This window comes from Bacillus yapensis, assembly GCF_005280205.1.
Classification (GTDB): domain Bacteria; phylum Bacillota; class Bacilli; order Bacillales; family Cytobacillaceae; genus Robertmurraya; species Robertmurraya yapensis.
The window spans coordinates 40,608-59,998 of sequence record NZ_SUND01000009.1; the positions used below are offsets into that span (position 1 = coordinate 40,608).

Here is a 19,391-nt window from a genome sequence, read left to right on the forward strand (position 1 = left end):
TTCCGCAAAGGTTCTGACCGGTTGGGCTTGTGAAAAATTGGCAATCCTTTCTCCATGTAAAATGCTTTCAATAAACTTAATCTACAGACTTTTTTCCTTCATCTTGACTCCTTTCAGGGAACTTGCTAAGATTCTTTAATATATTAATATAGTAATCACCTTGTATAAGTTCAAGAATATGGCTTGAACGTTTCTACCAGCTACCATAAATAGCTTGTCTACGAGGTTTAGAAAATGCAAATTTCCTATTCCTTCTGTAGATCAACTTTGGCAGCCGTAGCCAAAGTTTTTTTGTTTTTTAAATATAGTTTTAGGAGGAAAGGGTCATGAATAAATTTTTTCAGTTTCAAGAACGTGGGACTTCTTATAAGAAGGAAACCCTAGCTGGTATTACTACATTTCTTTCAATGGCTTATATATTAGTCGTTAATCCGGTGATCTTAAGTCAGTCTGGAATGGACCAAGGTGCTGTTTTTACTGCAACTGCTCTTGCATCGATTGTCGGAACACTACTAATCGGAATTTTAGCAAATTATCCAATCGGAATTGCACCTAGTATGGGTTTAAACTCATTCTTTACTTTTTCTGTATGTATTGGAATGGGAATTGACTGGGAAGTTGCCTTAACCGGTGTATTTATAGCTGGTATCATCTTCATGATTTTAAGCCTATTGAAAATCCGAGAAAAAATTATTAATGTTATTCCACAGGATTTAAAATATGCAATTGCTGCTGGAATTGGATTTTTCATCGCATTTGTTGGAATGAAAAATGCAGGAATTATTGTTGGAAACGACGCTACTTTCGTTTCAATTGGTGATCTTACTTCTCCGATGACTGCCCTTGCTGTTTTAGGATTTGTTTTAACTGTCATTCTAATGGTTCGTGGAATCCACGGGGGAATATTTTATGGAATGGTGATTACAACCATTATCGGAATGATCTTTGGTTTAATCGAGATTCCTTCATCTATTGTAGGAAGTGTTCCAAGCCTCAAACCAACTTTTGGCGCAGTCTTCACTCATCTTGGTGATATTTTCACAGTAAAAGTATTAACCGTAATTTTCACTTTCCTATTTGTTGCATTTTTTGATACAGCAGGTGCACTCATAGCGGTGGCGAGCCAAGCTGGATTAATCAAAAATAATGAAATCCCGAATGTTGGGAAGGCGTTATTGGCGGACTCTACTTCCGGAGTTGTCGGTGCTGTTTTAGGAACTTCAACGACTGCTTCATTTGTAGAATCATCTGCAGGTATCGCAGTCGGTGGTCGCACTGGATTCACGTCGATTATCATCTCTGCTTGCTTTTTTATTGCCTTATTTTTCTCTCCTGTGCTTTCTGTGATTACTCCTGAAGTAACAGGTCCAGCGTTAATGATTGTCGGAGCTTTAATGGCGATGGAGATTAGGAAAATTGATTGGAGTAAGCTAAAGGTTGTTATTCCATCATTTGTTACAATTATCATGATGCCACTTACCTATAGTGTTGCAACTGGGATCGCACTTGGGTTTATCTTATATCCATTAACATTAATGGCGCAAAAACGCTTCAAAGAGATTCATCCAATTATGTACGTACTTTGTATTCTCTTTTGTTTATATTATATTTTCGTAGCTTAATAGCTTAAAATGAAAAAGGAGAAGAAATCGTTAGGAATGTCCTAGCAATTTCTTCTCCTTCTTTTATGGAAGCTTTAAGAGATTTTTTAAATTGTTCGGATTCAATATCTCTAGCAATTGTTCAAGAGGATTTTCTTTATCCTCAAGGAGTTTTTCTTTTTCCTCTTCCGTCAACGATTCAACTATTTCTTCAATGACTGGCACAGGGATTTCATTAGTTAAACCAGCTGTTGGTAATTGTTTTAATACTTCTTGCACTTCGGTTAATTTGTCTGCTGGTAATTGATTTATCACTTCTTGCACTTCGGTTAATTTGTCTGTCGGTAGTTGATTTATCACTTCTTGCACTTTTTCTTTCACTTCTTCATTAACCTTAGAATCTTGAACAGGTTCCTGTTTATTAGTAGAATCTTTAGGAGTTTCCTTTTCTCCATTGTTAATGAGCTTACCTGGAATAGAAAGCAGCTCTCCTAATAGCCTTTTAATTTCCTCTTCACTGAAAATACCCTTTTGCTTAGTGATGGTTTCTTTTATTGCACTCGTCTCAGATTCTATTTCTGCCTTCTCTTTATTAAGTGAGGACATTTTCAACTGCAGATTCTTAATTTCCTCTATCATTGGAAGAACTACTTTTTTGTATTCTTCTAATCTAGTCCGAACTGTTGCAGATTCAATCTGCGTACTTTCCACATTCGTTTGCTCTGCTGCCTTCGTCCTCTTTGCGATTTTTATTAATTCGGCATAGTTTTTGGCCAATTGGATCTTGTCATCGGATTTTTCCTCAAATGCTTCAATAGTAGCTAATTTCTCTTCCATGGTTTTTAGATTATTCTCTAACGTTTCCGACACGGTTTCCATATCGTTCATCTTCTCAAAAAATTGTGAAACAACTTTTAAGTAGCTGTCCTCTAGACGCCACAATTCATTCGTTTCATTGATTAATTCTTCCGTATTGATGGTTTCAGTATCTGCATTATCCAAAGTTGTTGTGACGCTCTGAAGTAAAGATTCAAGCGATTTTGCCTGGTCTAGATCAATCGTTTCAAATGTATTCTTCGCCAAATCTAATAGGTCCTTTAAAGCAGGTATCTGTTCAGAATCACTTTCTAACATCTCGAGAATTTCTTTTAAAGATGATTCGTTATCCTCAAACTGTTGTAATAGCTTTTTCAAATCCTCTTCACTCATCGAACCACCATCTGCAACTGGACCACACTGACTTGCATAACATGTCTCAACCGTTGCATTCGGAAGTGCAATCGATGCTGCCTGTTGTGCCGTTACCGTCATCGTGACATTCTCCATGCAAATTCGTCCAGCTTTTCCTGGAGTACAAAGACCTGTAAATTCTGGGATTGAATTCCCTTTTGTTGATGCCGTTAACTGCTTAACCGGGATTGGTCCTGGAGATTTAATCCGAATAACCAATGGCTCCTGATTATCTCCCCTGTTGACTTTTTTAGTAATTGTTAAGCCATAAATATCCCCTTCATAAATCGTGATTTTACCAGCTACAATCCCAACTAAGTCTAGGACTCCATCGACTTTTTCGGATTCAATAATAAAACCACCACTATCTTCTGAAGTTGCTTCAGCATTGGCTCGAATGGATGTGCTTTCAATGAATGAAGAGGAAAAGACGCATCCCAGCATGATGGATACAATTAAAAACAATGAAACTCTTTTTTTACTTTTTCTTTTCATGCGAATTCTCCTCATGAAATCGTCATTTCCCAACTCTTTTATGCTTGAATGGAATACTGCTGTTCGTCTTTTTTAGAAGGAAACTTTTCCCGTATCGCTACCTCTTCCTTATCCCACGCGATGCATAACGCACCTGCAATGATTCCAATAATCGTTCCGATAATAAATCCTCCTAATGCTCCCATGATCGAAAGGACCGATAGAAATATGGTAAGAACGCCAAAAATGGTGGAAAACTGCGGATATATAAATGTGAATATTCCGATGATTAAAAGGATGCCACTAAATAGAAATCCGATAAACACTAGACTCCCTGGAATAAAAGCAATTGCGTATAACTGTAATGGAATGTACATAATGATGAGTGCGGCTAATATAGTTAAAGTTGCCCCCCAAAATGGGCGCTTGTTTCTCCATTGTTTAAATTTCCCCGATTGTGCAACGATTTGCGTTTTCTTATTCCATTTTTCTTCCTTCTTTTGCCTCCGTCTTTCTTTCCTATCCATAAAAGTACCTCCGTTCTAACCTAGTACTTATTGATTTGTCATATCTGGTTGGCTTATTTTTTCTACTGAAATTTTTGCTCCACCTAAACTAACCATACTTTGAAACAAGTAATCTGTTACAATTTTCGCATCGGTAATTGTGATAGATGTTGCAGATTGACCCCAGTTCTTTGTAAAATCTGATGTATTGGTTTCTTTAATGGCCAACTCAGAAAAATTAAAATCCGCATCAATAAAGCGAGCATCATGTATTAATCCTTTAATGGTCGTTTCTCCTGCTCGAACATGAAAACGCACCCAATTTCCTGTAGGTAATTTTAGATCCTTATAAATGTGTAAGTTTGTGATATTTGCTGTGTCCATTTTATTACGGACCATTGGTTCTGCATTGGAGTTTCCTGTCTCACCGACATGTGGTAATAGTTGAAATTGTGTACCTCTAAGTTCATCAAACTCAACATAAAAATCTCCAATTCCTCCAAGCGGAACGGCAAATGCGCTCCCGGTGAATCCAAATATAGAAATTAGCACACCTAACGCCAACAATCCAGAAACCAATGCGATAGAGAATTTCTTTTTTATGGTCTTACTTACTGTAACGCTATTTTCCATCTTCTTCACCTCATCTTTGATATCTACCTATGAAACTCTAAAAACTTTCCCCCTTTCTAATTTTGAAGCGCTTTCTTTTCATTCTAGTTTGAAGGACGAATTTAACCAATTCCGAAGTTCTTCGGATTTTTTTCAATTTAGATATCATTTCCCCCTACTTTTGTATGTCAAACCTAAAGGTGCAATGAAAATTCGGCTCTTTTTACATTGATTCGAAAGAGATGTGCATTTTTAGCCCTATATTCGATAAATCTTTTTTCACAGTAGCTAAGGGTAAAAACATAAAACTACTCTTAAACGAATAACCATGAATTAGGCATGTCACACTGTAGTCAACTTGTCGAATGAATAGAAGTTTTGTCTAATGATCATCTATTTAAAGGGTTTCTAACAGCTCTGTAGAAAATGAATATATTTAATCAACTTACTTACTTTGAAAGGATGGTAAACGATCATGTCCCTTTCGGTAAATGACCATATGAATTCTATTTTTCTGCGTGGTATTACACAAATTAGGGCTAGTAAAAAAGATATTTTAAAGGAATGGGAGAAGGTTATCTTTCACTTACGGAATACTGGTAAAAATTCAGTACATGTCGCTGAAGATATGGTTGAATTTTATTCTTCGATTCTTTTTAAAAAGAACTTCGATGAACATGAACCTCTGTTGGAACTGGAGAACGCTCAACATGTGACCACTCTTCCAAGCTATACAGGTAATAAATTTATTGGTACTTTATTAGAAAATTCCACCCTTCAGGTGATTCAAGCGATTGAACCTGAATATCACGAATATCACCATGCGATCCAATTTGTTTTTTCCATTATTAACGAGAAAATTTTTATCCCCTTCGATATCGATATATTTCTAAAGGATCTTGTTCAATCTCAGCAATTGCCGATTAACTGGGCAGCAATCATTAAGCAAAACGATAATATATTCACTGTTGAAAAATGGTTTGACTCCTCTGATGAAACTCTTTCTTTCAAAACAGACGAAATGAGAGCGGATTCGATTTATTCATTGTCTGAAGCACTTATCCGATTAAATTCCAAGGATAGACCTAAAAACGGGAGTGTACTTCCTATCCCTCATGAGGACCGTACGATTTTAATTTACACAACGGAAAATCCAGCCATTATTCTGCCTTTTTTAAGCTATTCCTTACAAGTTTTTCAAAAAGGACGGGAAACCTTAAAAATTTCACAGCAGGAAATCATGTGGAAAGATTTTGTGATCATGTTTAACGAGAATATTATGCGTTCCAAAACCCTTGCAGAAGCTGTAGAACAAATCTCTGTAGGTTTTATCAAATTTCTACCGTTTGAACGCTGTGCTCTTTTTTCTTATTCCATGAACGAGCAAATGGGATTTGGTCTGTTTGGAAAACATTTAGATAATAAAGCGATCCAAAGTATTACAGAAGACATTAACAATCTTCCGATCATCCAAAACTATCTCCAGTTACTTGAACATTTGGGAAGGAATAACAACTTCATTCAGCCAATCTTTATTAAAGATGCGGCTGCCAGTTTTCCAAAAGAATATGTTGAACAATTCCAACTCGGTTCCATCGTTATTGCTCCTATATTTACTACTTCAACCAACAAGCTATTAGGGGCAGCAATTCTTGATCAAGGACCGGGTAAATATTTCAAAGCTCCAAAAGAAACGTTCTCCGCACTTCTGAAATTTGGGCAAAGTGCTGGCGAATTATTATCAAGATTTTACTCGACCACGAGTGAACAGCAAAAATCAGGAACAAAACATTTTTCACCAAGAGAGATTGAGGTGCTGAAACTCATGGCTGACGGTGCTTCTACCAACGAGGCAGCTAATAAGCTCAATTTAAGTGAGTATACCGTCCGAGACTACGTGTCTAACATTATGCAGAAAATGGAAGCTAAAAACCGAACTGAAGCTGTTGCAAAAGCAATTCGTGAGGGCTTTATTTGATAGTGGCTTAGACAAGCGAGAGAAGTAAATCATGTCTTTTCTCGCATTTATTTTTCCATCGCTGCGACTACTTCTAATAAGGATTCTTGATCGATGGACTCTTGAAACCCTTGCATAATCTCTTTCTTATATTTCTCTTCAATTTCCTTCATTCGAATGGATAATTTAGGGGTTAACTCGCCACCCTCAATTGTCCAAGGTTCACTTATGATAATGACTTTTTTAGGCTGCTCAAATTTGGCAAATCCACTTGTTAGCCGTTGTACTTCTGTTTCGTACAGATGCTGTACAATTGGATTTAGACAAAGCTCTTCAAAAGAAGGAATCTCCAAGCCCTTATGTTTTAGCCAAGGAACCAATTCCTCATAATCTGGATTGACTAGACAAATAATGTACTTTTGCTGGTCTCCAAAAATAACGGATTGATGAACATATTTACTTTCATTAATGGCACTTTCAAGTGGTTGAGGGGCAACATTTTTACCAGTAGAAAGGACAAGGATACGTTTTTTCCGATCAAGGATTTTTAAATAATTTTCTTCATCTACCTGGCCAATATCTCCTGTACGAAACCATTCTCCTTCAAAAGACTCTTCTGTTGATTTTTCATCTTTATAATACCCTTTCATAACACTAGGACCTTTAACTAAAACTTCTCCATCTTCAGCTATTCGCACTTCCAAATTGGGAAGAACCTTTCCGACCGTTCCAGTCTTTGTCCTTATCATTGGATTTGTAGTGATCACAGGTGAAGTCTCAGTTAGTCCATATCCTTCAAGCACCGGTAGATCCAGTGCCCAAAAAAATTTTGACACTTCAGGATTTAGCGTTGCGCCCCCTGAAACCATTCCTCTTAATCTACCACCTAACTTGGACTTCACTTTTTGAAAGACAAGGCGGTCTGCAATTTTCCACTTGCGTTGCAATGATTTTGGCATGGAGTCTCTGAGGATCAAGTCTTGAATGGGACGATTTAGGTAACTCTCATAACGCTCGATTCCAACGGATACTGCCCAATTAAAGATCTTCTTCTTAATAAAGGATCCATTTTCAATCTCATCGATTACCTTCATGTACACCTTTTCAAACAATCTCGGAACACTAGTAAGGACAGTTGGTCTCACTTCAAGCATATTTTCTTGAATGGTATTAATATTTTCGGCGTAAGCAATGGTACAACCTACTGATAGAGGCATATAATGTCCCGCCATTCTTTCAAACACATGAGATAATGGCAAATAGGATAATGTAACATCCTCTGGAAGAAGTTCGATTAACCAAAATTGTACGCCTTCCAAATTGGCAAGGAAATTTCCATGGGTAAGCATAACCCCTTTTTGTTTGCCAGTCGTGCCAGAAGTATGAATAATTGTGGAAAGTTGATCTCGTTCAAGAGTTTTCCAATTATCCTCCCAATTGGGTAATGGATTGTCAGCACCAATCGCCATTAACTCTTCGAAACTAAAGTCTCCATTTCCTTGAGAGAGATTCATCATAATACAATGTTCAAGTGAGTCAGCTAATTCGATTTTTTTACGCTGTTCCTCATTTTCAACTACAACCATTTTGACATCCGCATTTTTTAAAATATACCTGACTTGCTCGGTGGGCAATGTAGGATAAATCGGAACTGTAACCGCCCCTAAGCTTGCAATGGCAAAGTCCGTTATCCCCCACATTGGGTTGCTATTAGACAGGATCGCGACTTTGTCTTCCTTTTTAATCCCCAATTTTGCAAATCCCGAGGCAGCTTCGTAAATATTGTTCCAAAAGGTCGCATAGGTCATTTCTTGGTAGGTGCCGTTTACCTTCCACATAAAAACCACTTTTGTCGGAAACTTACTCACAGTATTCCAAAGCATTTCAACCAAATTATTCGGTTTCATTAGAAGCCCCCTTACATAATCACTTCTCCATTTCTCGTAATCTCATCATCTCGACATTAAATTCTTTCAATAATTGTCGCGGTCGCCATCCCAAAACCAATACACATGACTTGAAGACCATATTTTCCATCTGTATCCTCTAGTGTGTGAAGTAAAGTCGTTGCCAATCTAGCTCCGCTTGCTCCAAGAGGATGCCCCAAGGCAATAGCCCCACCTCTAGGATTAACCTTTTTCATATCCGGATTAAATTCCTTCGCCCATGCTTTCACTACTGAAGCAAAAGCTTCATTTATTTCAATCACATCTAATTGTTCAAAAGTCAGACCTGCTTTTTCTAGTACCTTTTTTGTTGCTGGAATCACGCCTGTTAGCATCATGACTGGGTCAATCCCGACGGCTGTGCGGGCAATTATTTTAGCCCGGGGCTTTAAGTGGAGACTTTCTGCTTTTTCCCTAGACATAAGCAAAAGTCCTGCTGCACCATCACTTATTTGACTTGAGTTTCCTGCCGTTATCACCCCTGCGTCTGGGATAAAAACGGGTGTTAATCCGGCTAATTTTTCAATAGATGTGTCTCTGCGAATCCCCTCATCTCCAGTTAAGCTTATTTCTCCACCTTCTACTTTTAACTTAAGGGGAATAATTTCTCTTTTGAACAAACCTTGGTCAGTCGCAAATTCTGCTCTTCGATGACTTTCCAGCGAGTATTCATCTAATTCCTCTCGCGTAAGCCCCCATTCTTTCGCAATCATTTCTGCAGAAAATCCTTGTGGGACAATATTGTAACGACTTACTAACTCATTGCTGAAGCTTCCCAAATCGCTTCCCATTGGGACACGTGACATATTCTCTACGCCACATGCAATAGCAATATCTACATCCCCAGATAGGATCATTTGTGTAGCCGTATGGATGGCCTGTTGACTAGAGCCACACATTCGGTTTAGTGAAAAGGAAGGTACTTCAACTGGAAAGCCTGCAGCTAGTACCGCCATTCTCCCAATATTACCACCCTGTTCATCCGTCATTGTGACACATCCCGTGACAACCTCTTCCACATCTGCAGACTCTATCCCATTTCGCTCAACTAATTGCTGTAACACAGGAACGAGAAGATCTACAGGGTGTGTATTGGATAACGCACCATTTTTACGCCCAACTGCCGTTCGAATCGCATCAACGATTACAACCTCTCTCACGATATGTCTCTCCTTTGTTTTTTCGCCAAAGCCGTTTTTAGTAGATTGAGAAAATAGCCATTGCTAAAAAGTAAATAGTTCTATCCCACCTGATACATTTAAGCCAATACCTGTAATGTACTTCGCTTTATCTGAGACGAGAAAGGTTATCGCATTCGCAATATCCTCCGGCTCTCCTGGTTGCTTCAATGCAGTACGTTGAATCATCCGTTCATTCATGGCTGGATTCCCCAGCTTAAAGGCTTCCGTACCAATGATTCCAGGTACAATCGCATTCACCCGAATCCCATGCTTGGCACCTTCTAATGCCATACTCTTTGTAAAGCTTAAAAGTCCACCTTTCGTTGCAGAATAGCTAGCTTGCCCAAAGCCTCCGAGTGTACCAGCGACAGATGACATATTGATAATACTACCACTGCCCTGCTCCTTCATATAGGGCCACACAGCTTTCGTGCAATTATAAGCACCTGTCAAATTTACTTTTAAATCTCTTTCCCAGAAATCATCATTTTGATTTTCAATTTTTGAAACATGGTCGAGAGTCCCTGCGTTATTCACCAAAATATCGATACGTCCGAATTCCTGCTTAACCCTCGCGAATACTGCTTCCACCTGTTCTTTATCTGTCACATCCATTTTACAAGCAAAGGATTTTCTCCCCATTTCTTGAATTTCTTTTGCTGTTTTGTCTGCATACATGATATTTGTGCTTTGCATAAATTGAGCAATCGGACCATATTTGAGTGCCTCCTGCTCATTATGAGAATCTGATTCTATTAAAATATCTGTGATCACTACATCAGCACCAGCCTCGGCAAGTGCGAGTGCGTCTGCTCTTCCTAACCCTCGGGAAGCCCCGGTGACAATTGCCACCTTCCCTTTTAACAACTCATTCCAAGAAGACATCATTTCACCTCAATTAGATTGGCCTTAAAATTTAGACATTCATCTATTCAGAGTCTATTATAAGAATTTCGCCTTTTCTTTTAGATAAAAAGCCGCTATTCCAATGCTCGGTTCATCTGTTAGAAACGTCTCAGAAAATGCTTTTGCTTCAATTGCTAATCCTTCCGCAATCGGGTACTCTGCCGCATTGATCGCTCTTTTTGCTAGACCCATGGCATGCACGGCACCTTCTGCCAGTTGTTCAGCAAATTCAGTTGTGACCGATTCCAATTCATCGGGAGCAACAGCACGAGTAATCAAACCAAGCTCTTCTGCCTCTTTCGGTTCTAATTTCTTCGCTGTAAAAATTAGCTCAATTGCCTTTGCTCGACCTAGCAATCTCGTCATTCTTTGAGTACCTCCTGCCCCAGGGATAATTCCAAGTGATAGCTCGCTTAGTCCAATGCGCCCCTTTGACATAAAACGAAAATCGCAGGCAAGGGCAAATTCGCAGCCTCCACCAAGAGCATGACCGTTAATGGCCGCTATCACTGGTTTTGGCAAGGTAGCAAATGTATGAAAGCACGCTTGCATTCTGGCACTCAGATTAGCAATTGGATCATCATCTACCGCTTGCGGATCCACAGATTGAATAATTCCCATTAAATCGGCACCTGCTAGAAAGCTCTTGGGGTGAGCACTTGTGATAACAATGACACGAACAGATTGATCATCCTTCAATACATTTGCAACGTGCTCTAGTTCAAACATTAATTTATCGCCAATCGCATTTGCTGGAGGATTATTTATGGTAACCCAGGTAACTCCCTTAGCACGTTTTTCTACCTTAAGTGTCTGATAATCCAACAAATCTCCTCCTTTCTTCAACAGTGGTCTTCCCTAAACCCTCACGTTATATGGAGCGTATTGACGCCTTGCGATTACTAAATGTTGGATTTGGTTCGTCCCTTCAAAAATATCGAACACTTTCACGTCCCGATACAATTTTTCTACTAAATGACCATCCAAGCCAATTGGACCTAAAATTTCAAGACACTTCACACAGACATCCAGCGCCATTTGCCCAGCATACGCTTTAGACATTGCCGCTTCCTTTGCATTTGCTACACCAATATCCGCTTTCCAAGCTGCCTCCCATGTAAGATATCTTGCAGCCGCAATATCCTGTTCGGCTTCTGCCAAAAGTTCAGAGGCAATCGTAGGAAACTGTCCAACTTTCGGATATTCTTTGCGAACCAAATCGATTGTATATTCATAGGCAGCACGCGCAATTCCGATGGCCATTGCCGCTACAATTGGACGTGTACTATCAAAAGTTTTCATCGCGACTTGAAACCCAGATGGCTTTGAAGCAGCCGTTTTATAAAACTCTTCACCACCGAGTAAATTCTCATCCGGTACAAAGCAGTCCTCAAAAAGAAGTTCAGCCGTTTCATTCGCTCTTAATCCCATCTTTTTGACAAGTTTCGTACAACTGAAGCCCTTCGTCCCTTTTTCAACAACAAATGCCCGCTGTCCAGCACGCCCTAGGGATTTGTCTATAGTTGCAAATACAACAACCCATGAAGCACGACCACCATTTGTAATAAAAATTTTCTGTCCATTTAATATATATCCACCATCAACTTTTTGTGCTGTTGTTTGAACACCTGATGCATCAGACCCCGCTTCTGGTTCGGTCAGCGCATAAGCACCCCAACGCGGTTTATCTTTTGTAAAAATGGATAGGAATCTTTGTTTTTGTTCAGGTGTTCCACTACTTTGAATAGGAGGTCCTCCTAGTCCTGCGCCGGGCAATGACAATGCAATTGCCGGGTCCCCCCATGCAATTTCCTCTGTGGCAATTACCCCTAAGCGATTACCTTGACGTTCATTTTTGGATGATTTCTTATCAGCATCATCCCCACCAAAGGATGATGTATTTAGTTGAATGCCCATTTTATTTACTTTATCCAGCCATTCATCAGGTACTTTCCCTAACCGGTCAGCCTCTAGCGATATCGGTCGAATCTCATTCTCAGCAAACCAATGTGTTAATTCCTTTATTTGTTTTTGTTGTTCAGTTAGTTCGTACGTTATCACTTGTTTTTCACCCCTATCGGCTCACCAATCAATTGCTCTCCTCTTGCAATTAATAGCTCTCTTTCGCGCCCATACAAAGACACTTGTGCTTGGGCATCCCTCATCCATTTTTCAACTGGGTATTCCTGAACATAACCATGTCCTCCTAAGAGTTGCACCGCTGAATCAGTTACATACCTGACTGAACGATGGGCACGATAGAGCGCCCTTAGGACGGAGCCGCCTGCTGATTCTTTCTCCTCATCTAATTCAAGCGCTGCTTGCCAGACGAGATGATTGGCGATCCGAGTCTCCATTGCCATATCCGCAATTCGGAATGAAACACCTTGAAATTTTGCAATTTCCTGTCCAAATGCCTTTCGTCCAGCCGTATATTCTGTAGCATAGTCAAGGGCTGCTTCCATCAACCCAACTTCCTTTGCTGCTTGTAAAAGCTGGACTCTAGGTCGAATTTTTCCTATTAATCGAAGGGCTTCTTCATTTCTTGCAAGGATTAGCTCTTCAGATACGAACACATTTTCAAACACGTATTTGCCCATTCCTGATGCAAGTAAACCTAATCGATAATCCCCAAATTCTATTTTTAGGTTTTGCTGTTCGGATACCTCAACCCAGATCACTAACGGCAAACCATCACTATCCTCCCCCATCACAACTAAGTAATCTGCAAAGGATGCTAATCGAACGGGTTGAGAGATACCATTGATGACCCATGAATCGTTATTGTTCTCTATGGTTACATGGGTATTTCCCGTTAGGTCCAGAAGCGCCACTGACTTTTTCGCATGAATAATATCGTCCCTATAGGTGGATAAAAGAGGATGATTAGGATATAACCGAAATAGTGTCGATGCATCTCCTAATCCAGGCAATCCTTGAATGGCACCTAAGTCTCCGTAACTTAAAGCTTGTAAAATTTGTACCTGAGTAATCATAGGAAGTTCTAGGCCCTCCCAATTCTCTGGTGTTTCTAAGGCAAGAAATCCAAGTTCATCTAGTTCACTCACAAGAAAAGCATCGACTACCTGATTTTTTTCTATTTCTCTAGCAACTGGTCGAATTTTTTCGATGGCAATGCTTTTGGCTACTTGAATAAACTCTTTTTCTTCATCTGTTGGTAAAAAGGATGTCACTACTTTTCCCCCTCTTTTAAAACAGAAACTTCCACATGGCGCGGAAGTTTCTATTCTTCCTAATATCATTTCTAAATCAAACCGTTCTGTAGGCTGCTAAAACACCTTGAAGCTTTAATGCGAGACCCATGTTTCCTTGTAGCTTTAATTTTCCACTCATAAATGCTTGTGTGCCATTTAAGCTTCCCTCAACCATCTTCTCAAAATCTTCACTTGCCATTTTTAAAATGCAGTCAGGTTTTTCGTCTCCTCCTTCAGCTACATAGCTATTCTCACCTCTTAAGACAATCTGATAGGAGCCAGCTTTCTCTCCATGTAGATCAAATTGATAGACCGCCTCAAGACCATTTAGACGACTAGGGTCAGCACTCAATGCTTCATCAATTTCACGAAAGATTTCTTTTAATTCTGCCATCCTTCATTTCCTCCTCTAATTACATTATTTTTGCTGTGTATCTCAATCTTAAATTCTGATAATTCAATAATATATTCCTAAAAATGTAGGGATTTTCGAATAGGTTTTTATGTTAGTCCCTAACTTTGTATGTATAACGCAAAAACAAAAAGCTGACCAAAAGATGAGTCACGATCTTTTAAGTCAGCTTCTACTTAAGTTAAGTTATTTAAAGCTAGTAATAACGTTAAATCCATAGGTTTTATAGTTCGTCATATCATTCAAGACTTCATTCACATCATCCAATGCAATTTCTCTTGATACAAGGGAACGCGGATTCAGCTTCCCTTGTGCAATTAATGATAGTAGACCATCATACTCTGTCTTTGGATTTCCTAAGCTTCCTACAATTTCAAGTTCTTGCGCGGTTACCGCGTCAATTGGAATTCCCGCAATCCCTGATTCATTGTGGGTAGTTAAGCCAATTTGGACATGACGCCCACCTTTTCGTAGGGATAATACAGAATTTAAAATGGTTTCCTGAATACCTAGAGCTTCAATCGATGCGTGAGCCCCACCTTTTGTGATTTCCTTAACGGCCTCGATGACATTTTCATTCCGTCCATTAATTGTGGCAACCGCACCTTCTTTTCTCGCCATCTCAAGCTTTGCATCATCCACATCAACCGCAATCACTTGAGCACCAACCGCATTCCCTACTTGAATCGATGAAAGTCCTACTCCCCCAGCACCATGAACAACTAGCCAGTTTCCAGGCTTAACATTGGCACGAGAAACACCATGGTAGCCAGTCATATATCTACACCCAATTGCTGCCGCTGTGACAAAATCTACTTCATCTGGCAATTTTACAAGATTAAAATCTCCATTCGGAACCTTCACATATTCTGCATATGCTCCATCATAGCCAAATCCAAATATTTGAAGGTTATCGCAGCGATTTGAATGGCCGCTTAAGCAATTTAAGCAATGCGAACATCCTTCATGAAAAGGAGTAGTCACTCGATCTCCTGGACGAAAATTCTTTACCTCTTTTCCGACTACTTCGACTATCCCACCCATTTCATGTCCTGGTATGATTGGAAGTTCAGGTGCTAATCCTAACCATGCCCAATCTCCCATCCACGCATGCCAGTCACTTCGGCAGACACCACTAGCCTCGATTTTAATAATCACGTCATGTGGGCCTGGCGTTGGATCAGGAACATTTCCAATCCGAAGTGGTTTTCGGTTTTCTATTATTTGAGCTGCTCTCATCTTTCTTCCCCCTTTTTTTCTTTGACCAACCTAGTAAAATGTATTCATCTCTTGCTATGAAAATGCTTACAAAAATATAAAAGGCAAATATAAGAGAATTACACAAATAAATAAAAAAAGAGCGCCAAATCAATTGTGATTTAGCACTCAGAAGTTAACCTTAGTTTAAAGTTTCCTCTCGTGTAGCAATGCGTTGTTTATACCATAATTGAATATGAGTAAAAATGGCGAACAATAAAAAGAAATTCATTGCCCATACGCTAACGAATGGTGCCATTCCTCCAAATTCGATCGTGTAGTAGCCCTTAAGAAGCATCACGATATATGATTCTAGAAACACTAGCAAAAATCCCCCAATTCCTGCAGCAGTCATTCGAATCATGACTATTCCTCCCCCACTTCGTTCATTTTTTTGTAAAATGTTTATTACAATCTTGTGAAATATATATATAACTAAAGATTAAATCTCTTGAATATGTTAATATATGTATCTTTATTCAGAATTATATATCGTATAATCGAATAACACAATTAAAAGGTTTTCAGAAAATACAAATAGGTCTTTTGGACTAACAAAGAGGACACTAACGATGTCGTTAGTGTCCTCTTTTACTTATTAGCTTCCGCTTTTCATCGTTGCCCTATTACCAGTCGGTCCATTTGTTCGACCATTGGTCCCAGGATCAATGCCGTTTGCCCCTCGGTTATTATCAATCAAATCGGTATTGAAGTCCCGATCCAAATCATTTCTGCGATAATTAGTATTGTTGTTGTCAAAGCGCACTGGTTCAAATCCGTCATTGTCCCGATTGTTAAAGATCCCGTTATCCTGCCGATCATATCGAACCGGACTGTAATTCACATCGTTATCATCGTCGTTATTCATTCTGTTATTATCGACACCGCAAGCGCCGAGTATTCCCAATGACAAAGTAGCTGAAACCGCAGTCAGAAGAAGCTTTTTATTCATGAAGTACCTCCTGCAATATTACTGTTGTTCTTTTTTCTCTGTATGAGCCTTTGAACTACTTGGGGTACTCTTACTAGCTGTTTGGTCCTCTGGTTTATCCTTAATCGCCTGAGAGAATTCCTCCGCAATTTCAGCTGCAAATTGCTGATTTACCGGAAAGTTCATGCCACTAGGCTTGCCGTTTTGGGGTTTAAATAGAGCAGATTTCGCCTTATTCATCATATCCCCGTTAGAGTTACGGCGGAACATATACGCGAGAGCAGCTACAGCTCCACTAACAGCAACAAGCATCCAGTTTGATTTGCCTCTACCGCTTTTTTTCGTCATTGCACGAAGCATTCTTTTTCCGCCCATGCTTTTTGTAAAAAATTTGGCCATTTGATTGCCACTCATTTAACTTCCTCCTCAAACAAAGGGTCAAGCAGTAAATCACATATCGAGAGAAATCATTCTCTCACCTTTAGATTGATTTGCAACGATGATTTTTATGTAAATTAGCTTTTTAATTATTTTCCATTCATAGCTAGACTATTTTTCGTGAACATTAAAAAGGAGAAAAACAAGGCAAAACAAAAAAGCTGCCAGTAGCAGCTTTTAAATAACTGATCGTATTTCGTCACTGATTATCTTAGAGAGTCCAATTTCGTGAATCGTTATTTCAGGTCGGCTTCCAACGCGGATATTTACACCCGTTTGTCCTAGACCTTCACTAATATAAAATGGTTTATCATCATGTCTTTGTAACCCTTTGATCATGTTCATTCGAACCAGCTTACCCATTTTAACAAGATGATATGCTTTTGGATAACAAATCTGACCGCCGTGAAAATGGCCTGCTAATAAATAGTCAAAATGATAATTTTTCATATGAAGAACTAAATTTGGATCATGTGTTAATACCAAATTATAGCCTTCCTTAAGACCTTTATAGGACATTTCGAGATTGCTTCTTTTTGTACTAAAATCATCAATTCCAATAATATTGATTCGTGTTCCCTGAATGAAGATTTCTCTAGTCTCATTTCTCATGACCTTACAGTTATATTGTTCTAGCGTTTGCGTTAATTCATTAAGGTTCTTGCCTTTTAACACATAATCATGATTTCCAAGTACAGCAAACATTCCATAAGTCGGATGCAGTTGATTCAAAATTTCTAGATAAGGAATTAGTTTTGGAATCGATCTTTTTCGATCTAAAAAATCACCAGTAAGAGCAATCAAGTCAACTGATTCATCCTTCAATTTTCCATAAAGCTCATCAGGAGTTATTGATATGTTTTCTAAATGTAAATCGGATAAATGCAATATTTTCAGTGTAGGTTGATGCATTTCAGTTTGATTGATTTCAATTTTATTAATAGCGATATCTTTTGTATTTAGATATGCTTTCTTGAAAAAATAAACAATAATAATAATAATAATAAGCAATGCAGTAATTAATAATAGTTTCAAATACATCACTCCCTTTCCTGAAAATTATACAGGAAATAGAAATGAATACTGCCGGTAATTCATGGAATACCTACGTAAAATGTTAATCTTGATGGCCAGTGGCCAAATCGCAAAAGAAAAACACTATTCATTTTCAAATAGTGTTTTTACGTTTTCTTTATGTGTTTAGAAGTGTTTTCCAGGATTATTAATGACTTCAAGAACCCTCGTTGTCTGCTCCATATCACTTTTGCAGATAGGACATGTTGGAGTTTCACTGCTTTTAAAATTATCTCGAACCCAAGCATTACAATTCTCTGATTTACAAACCCAAATCTTTGTTTCTTCTGTAACGATTTCTTCTTGATTTCTTCTACCAAAACCCATTCTATCCACTCCCAATTGTGATATACATAGATCCTTTTGACGACGATAAGCAACGGGAAAAGTATCTAAAAATAAAAAAATCACTACCATAAAAAGCTCCAAAAACACATGTAACTTTTTATAATACGTGAATTACAAGCAATATGCAATATCTATTATTAGAATACCACATTTTTGTCAAATTGTATAGCACTTCACAAGAATTGGGATTAAAAAACTGAAATTATCTAAGAGATTTTTTCCCTCGAATAGTGGTACAGGCCACCCCCTCTGAATAGAATGGGTACAAGTGTCATTTGTTATGAGGAGGCCACTTTTTCATGGGAATTTTCATCAGTTATGTATTTCTTGGGCTGTCTCTCGCTGCTCCTATTGGCCCCGTGAATGCAGCCCAAATGGACAAAGGAATCAAACACGGATTCCTCAACGCCTGGATACTAGGACTGGGCTCCGTACTTGCCGATTTATTCTATATGTTTTCAGTATTTTTAGGGCTTGCTCAATTTATCGAAATCCCAATCGTTAAAGCTTTTTTGTGGTTATTCGGTTTTTTCGTTTTAGTGTATACAGGCTTTGAAGGTTTATGGGGGGCAAGAAATATCGTATTTTCTAACAACCGAGGGAGTGAATCGTTATCTAAATCCTTTTTCACCGGTTTTCTTATGTCTATTTCCAATCCATTAACGATTCTTTTTTGGCTTGGAATTTACGGTTCTGTCTTAGCAAAAACGTCAGCTATGTATGAAAAAGAACAATTACTGATATACAGCTGTGCGATTATACTAGGACTGGTAATCTGGGATATTACAATGGCTTTTGTTGCTAGTAGCGCCAGAAGATTATTGACGACAAAAGTGTTAACTTCTATTACTATTGCATCCTCTATTTCACTCATTGGCTTTGGGATCTATTTCGGGTACGAAGCCGTTAAAATACTATTTTAAGACTTCAGGGTTTTACTCAGGTAAATAGTAGGGTAAAATATGAGTGGCTTTATATAATAGAGAGGATGAACAAAATGGAGATTACAGACCACACAGTAGAACTAATCGAAGATCCATTTGGCATATTATCAGGAAATCGTTTTGAGTTTTTCTTACATATAGAAGTGCCAGAAGATGACGAGCTTTTTTCAGAAAAAGGATTAAAAGTAAAAGTTTTAATTATAGAAGATGAGAACGGAATACATATGTCTCATTATCATATTATCGAAAATACAACAGAAAAAGTTTTAGATTTTGAACTCGAGGAAGACGAGGAACAACTAATTCTAGATTATTGCCGAGAGCAGCTAAAAGAAGACCAAGAATAAGAATACTGCTTA

Annotated in this window: 20 protein-coding genes and 1 riboswitch; of the genes, 4 read left to right on the plus strand and 16 right to left on the minus strand. The window is 38.6% G+C overall.

Going from position 1 to position 19,391, the window contains the following annotated elements; genetic code table 11:
• The first annotated feature begins 140 nt into the window (after window positions 1–140).
• Window positions 141–241: riboswitch (purine riboswitch) on the plus strand.
• A gap of 85 nt (window positions 242–326) precedes the next feature.
• A complete protein-coding gene (locus FAR12_RS11975) occupies window positions 327–1,622 on the plus strand; it encodes an NCS2 family permease (RefSeq protein WP_126408908.1) in 1,296 nt (431 codons plus the stop codon).
• 63 nt (window positions 1,623–1,685) lie between these two features.
• On the opposite strand, the gene FAR12_RS11980 is transcribed toward FAR12_RS11975, so the two are convergent.
• From FAR12_RS11980 to FAR12_RS11990, 3 genes are read right to left on the minus strand one after another with little or no spacing between them, the layout of a single operon-like run.
• Entirely contained in the window at window positions 1,686–3,326 is a 1,641-nt protein-coding gene (locus FAR12_RS11980) for a hypothetical protein (protein ID WP_126408909.1), read from the minus strand.
• Window positions 3,327–3,364: 38 nt separating this feature from the next.
• Window positions 3,365–3,832 (minus strand): DUF6114 domain-containing protein, encoded by a 468-nt coding sequence (locus tag FAR12_RS11985; RefSeq protein ID WP_170972182.1) that lies wholly within the window; start codon window positions 3,830–3,832, stop codon window positions 3,365–3,367.
• Between the two features lie 27 nt (window positions 3,833–3,859).
• Entirely contained in the window at window positions 3,860–4,444 is a 585-nt protein-coding gene (locus tag FAR12_RS11990; protein WP_126408910.1) for a DUF6230 family protein, read from the minus strand.
• Between the two features lie 478 nt (window positions 4,445–4,922).
• Between FAR12_RS11990 and FAR12_RS11995 the strand changes: the two genes are divergently transcribed.
• A complete protein-coding gene (locus tag FAR12_RS11995) occupies window positions 4,923–6,401 on the plus strand; it encodes a response regulator transcription factor (RefSeq protein WP_170972183.1) in 1,479 nt (492 codons plus the stop codon).
• Between the two features lie 47 nt (window positions 6,402–6,448).
• Here FAR12_RS11995 and FAR12_RS12000 read toward each other — a convergent pair whose 3' ends face one another.
• The 13 genes from FAR12_RS12000 to FAR12_RS12060 form a co-directional block, all read right to left on the minus strand.
• Entirely contained in the window at window positions 6,449–8,287 is a 1,839-nt protein-coding gene (locus tag FAR12_RS12000; protein WP_126408912.1) for an AMP-dependent synthetase/ligase, read from the minus strand.
• A 56-nt stretch (window positions 8,288–8,343) separates the two neighbouring features.
• Complete coding sequence (locus tag FAR12_RS12005) at window positions 8,344–9,486, minus strand: thiolase family protein (RefSeq protein ID WP_126408913.1); 1,143 nt, start codon at window positions 9,484–9,486, stop codon at window positions 8,344–8,346.
• 63 nt (window positions 9,487–9,549) lie between these two features.
• Window positions 9,550–10,392 carry an SDR family NAD(P)-dependent oxidoreductase gene (locus tag FAR12_RS12010; protein ID WP_126408914.1) on the minus strand — a complete coding sequence of 281 codons (843 nt, stop codon included), beginning with the start codon at window positions 10,390–10,392 and terminating at the stop codon, window positions 9,550–9,552.
• Between the two features lie 57 nt (window positions 10,393–10,449).
• On the minus strand, window positions 10,450–11,238 hold the full coding sequence (locus tag FAR12_RS12015; protein WP_126408915.1) for an enoyl-CoA hydratase/isomerase family protein: 789 nt from the start codon (window positions 11,236–11,238) through the stop codon (window positions 10,450–10,452).
• Between the two features lie 33 nt (window positions 11,239–11,271).
• Window positions 11,272–12,474 carry an acyl-CoA dehydrogenase family protein gene (locus tag FAR12_RS12020; protein ID WP_126408916.1) on the minus strand — a complete coding sequence of 401 codons (1,203 nt, stop codon included), beginning with the start codon at window positions 12,472–12,474 and terminating at the stop codon, window positions 11,272–11,274.
• Window positions 12,471–13,607: an acyl-CoA dehydrogenase family protein gene (locus FAR12_RS12025; RefSeq protein WP_126408917.1), complete on the minus strand. Its 1,137-nt coding sequence runs from the start codon at window positions 13,605–13,607 to the stop codon at window positions 12,471–12,473. The genes FAR12_RS12020 and FAR12_RS12025 overlap by 4 nt, the downstream gene beginning before the upstream one ends.
• A gap of 76 nt (window positions 13,608–13,683) precedes the next feature.
• Window positions 13,684–14,022 (minus strand): SCP2 sterol-binding domain-containing protein, encoded by a 339-nt coding sequence (locus tag FAR12_RS12030; RefSeq protein WP_126408918.1) that lies wholly within the window; start codon window positions 14,020–14,022, stop codon window positions 13,684–13,686.
• 204 nt (window positions 14,023–14,226) lie between these two features.
• Window positions 14,227–15,279, minus strand: a complete 1,053-nt coding sequence (locus FAR12_RS12035) for a zinc-dependent alcohol dehydrogenase family protein (protein ID WP_126408919.1) — start codon at window positions 15,277–15,279, stop codon at window positions 14,227–14,229.
• Between the two features lie 160 nt (window positions 15,280–15,439).
• Window positions 15,440–15,661: a hypothetical protein gene (locus FAR12_RS12040; protein WP_126408920.1), complete on the minus strand. Its 222-nt coding sequence runs from the start codon at window positions 15,659–15,661 to the stop codon at window positions 15,440–15,442.
• Between the two features lie 234 nt (window positions 15,662–15,895).
• A complete protein-coding gene (locus FAR12_RS23650; RefSeq protein ID WP_185819430.1) occupies window positions 15,896–16,165 on the minus strand; it encodes a hypothetical protein in 270 nt (89 codons plus the stop codon).
• 102 nt (window positions 16,166–16,267) lie between these two features.
• A complete protein-coding gene (locus FAR12_RS12050; protein ID WP_126408921.1) occupies window positions 16,268–16,642 on the minus strand; it encodes a hypothetical protein in 375 nt (124 codons plus the stop codon).
• 201 nt (window positions 16,643–16,843) lie between these two features.
• Window positions 16,844–17,701, minus strand: coding sequence for a metallophosphoesterase (locus tag FAR12_RS12055; RefSeq protein WP_126408922.1), 858 nt, complete (start codon window positions 17,699–17,701; stop codon window positions 16,844–16,846).
• 165 nt (window positions 17,702–17,866) lie between these two features.
• A complete protein-coding gene (locus FAR12_RS12060) occupies window positions 17,867–18,067 on the minus strand; it encodes a cold-shock protein (protein ID WP_126409031.1) in 201 nt (66 codons plus the stop codon).
• Between the two features lie 320 nt (window positions 18,068–18,387).
• Here FAR12_RS12060 and FAR12_RS12065 point away from each other — a divergent pair, with 320 nt between their 5' ends.
• Together FAR12_RS12065 and FAR12_RS12070 are read left to right on the plus strand one after the other, a co-directional pair.
• Window positions 18,388–19,011 (plus strand): LysE family transporter, encoded by a 624-nt coding sequence (locus FAR12_RS12065; RefSeq protein WP_126408923.1) that lies wholly within the window; start codon window positions 18,388–18,390, stop codon window positions 19,009–19,011.
• Window positions 19,012–19,085: 74 nt separating this feature from the next.
• A complete protein-coding gene (locus tag FAR12_RS12070) occupies window positions 19,086–19,379 on the plus strand; it encodes a DUF6509 family protein (RefSeq protein ID WP_126408924.1) in 294 nt (97 codons plus the stop codon).
• The last annotated feature ends 12 nt before the right edge of the window (window positions 19,380–19,391 follow it).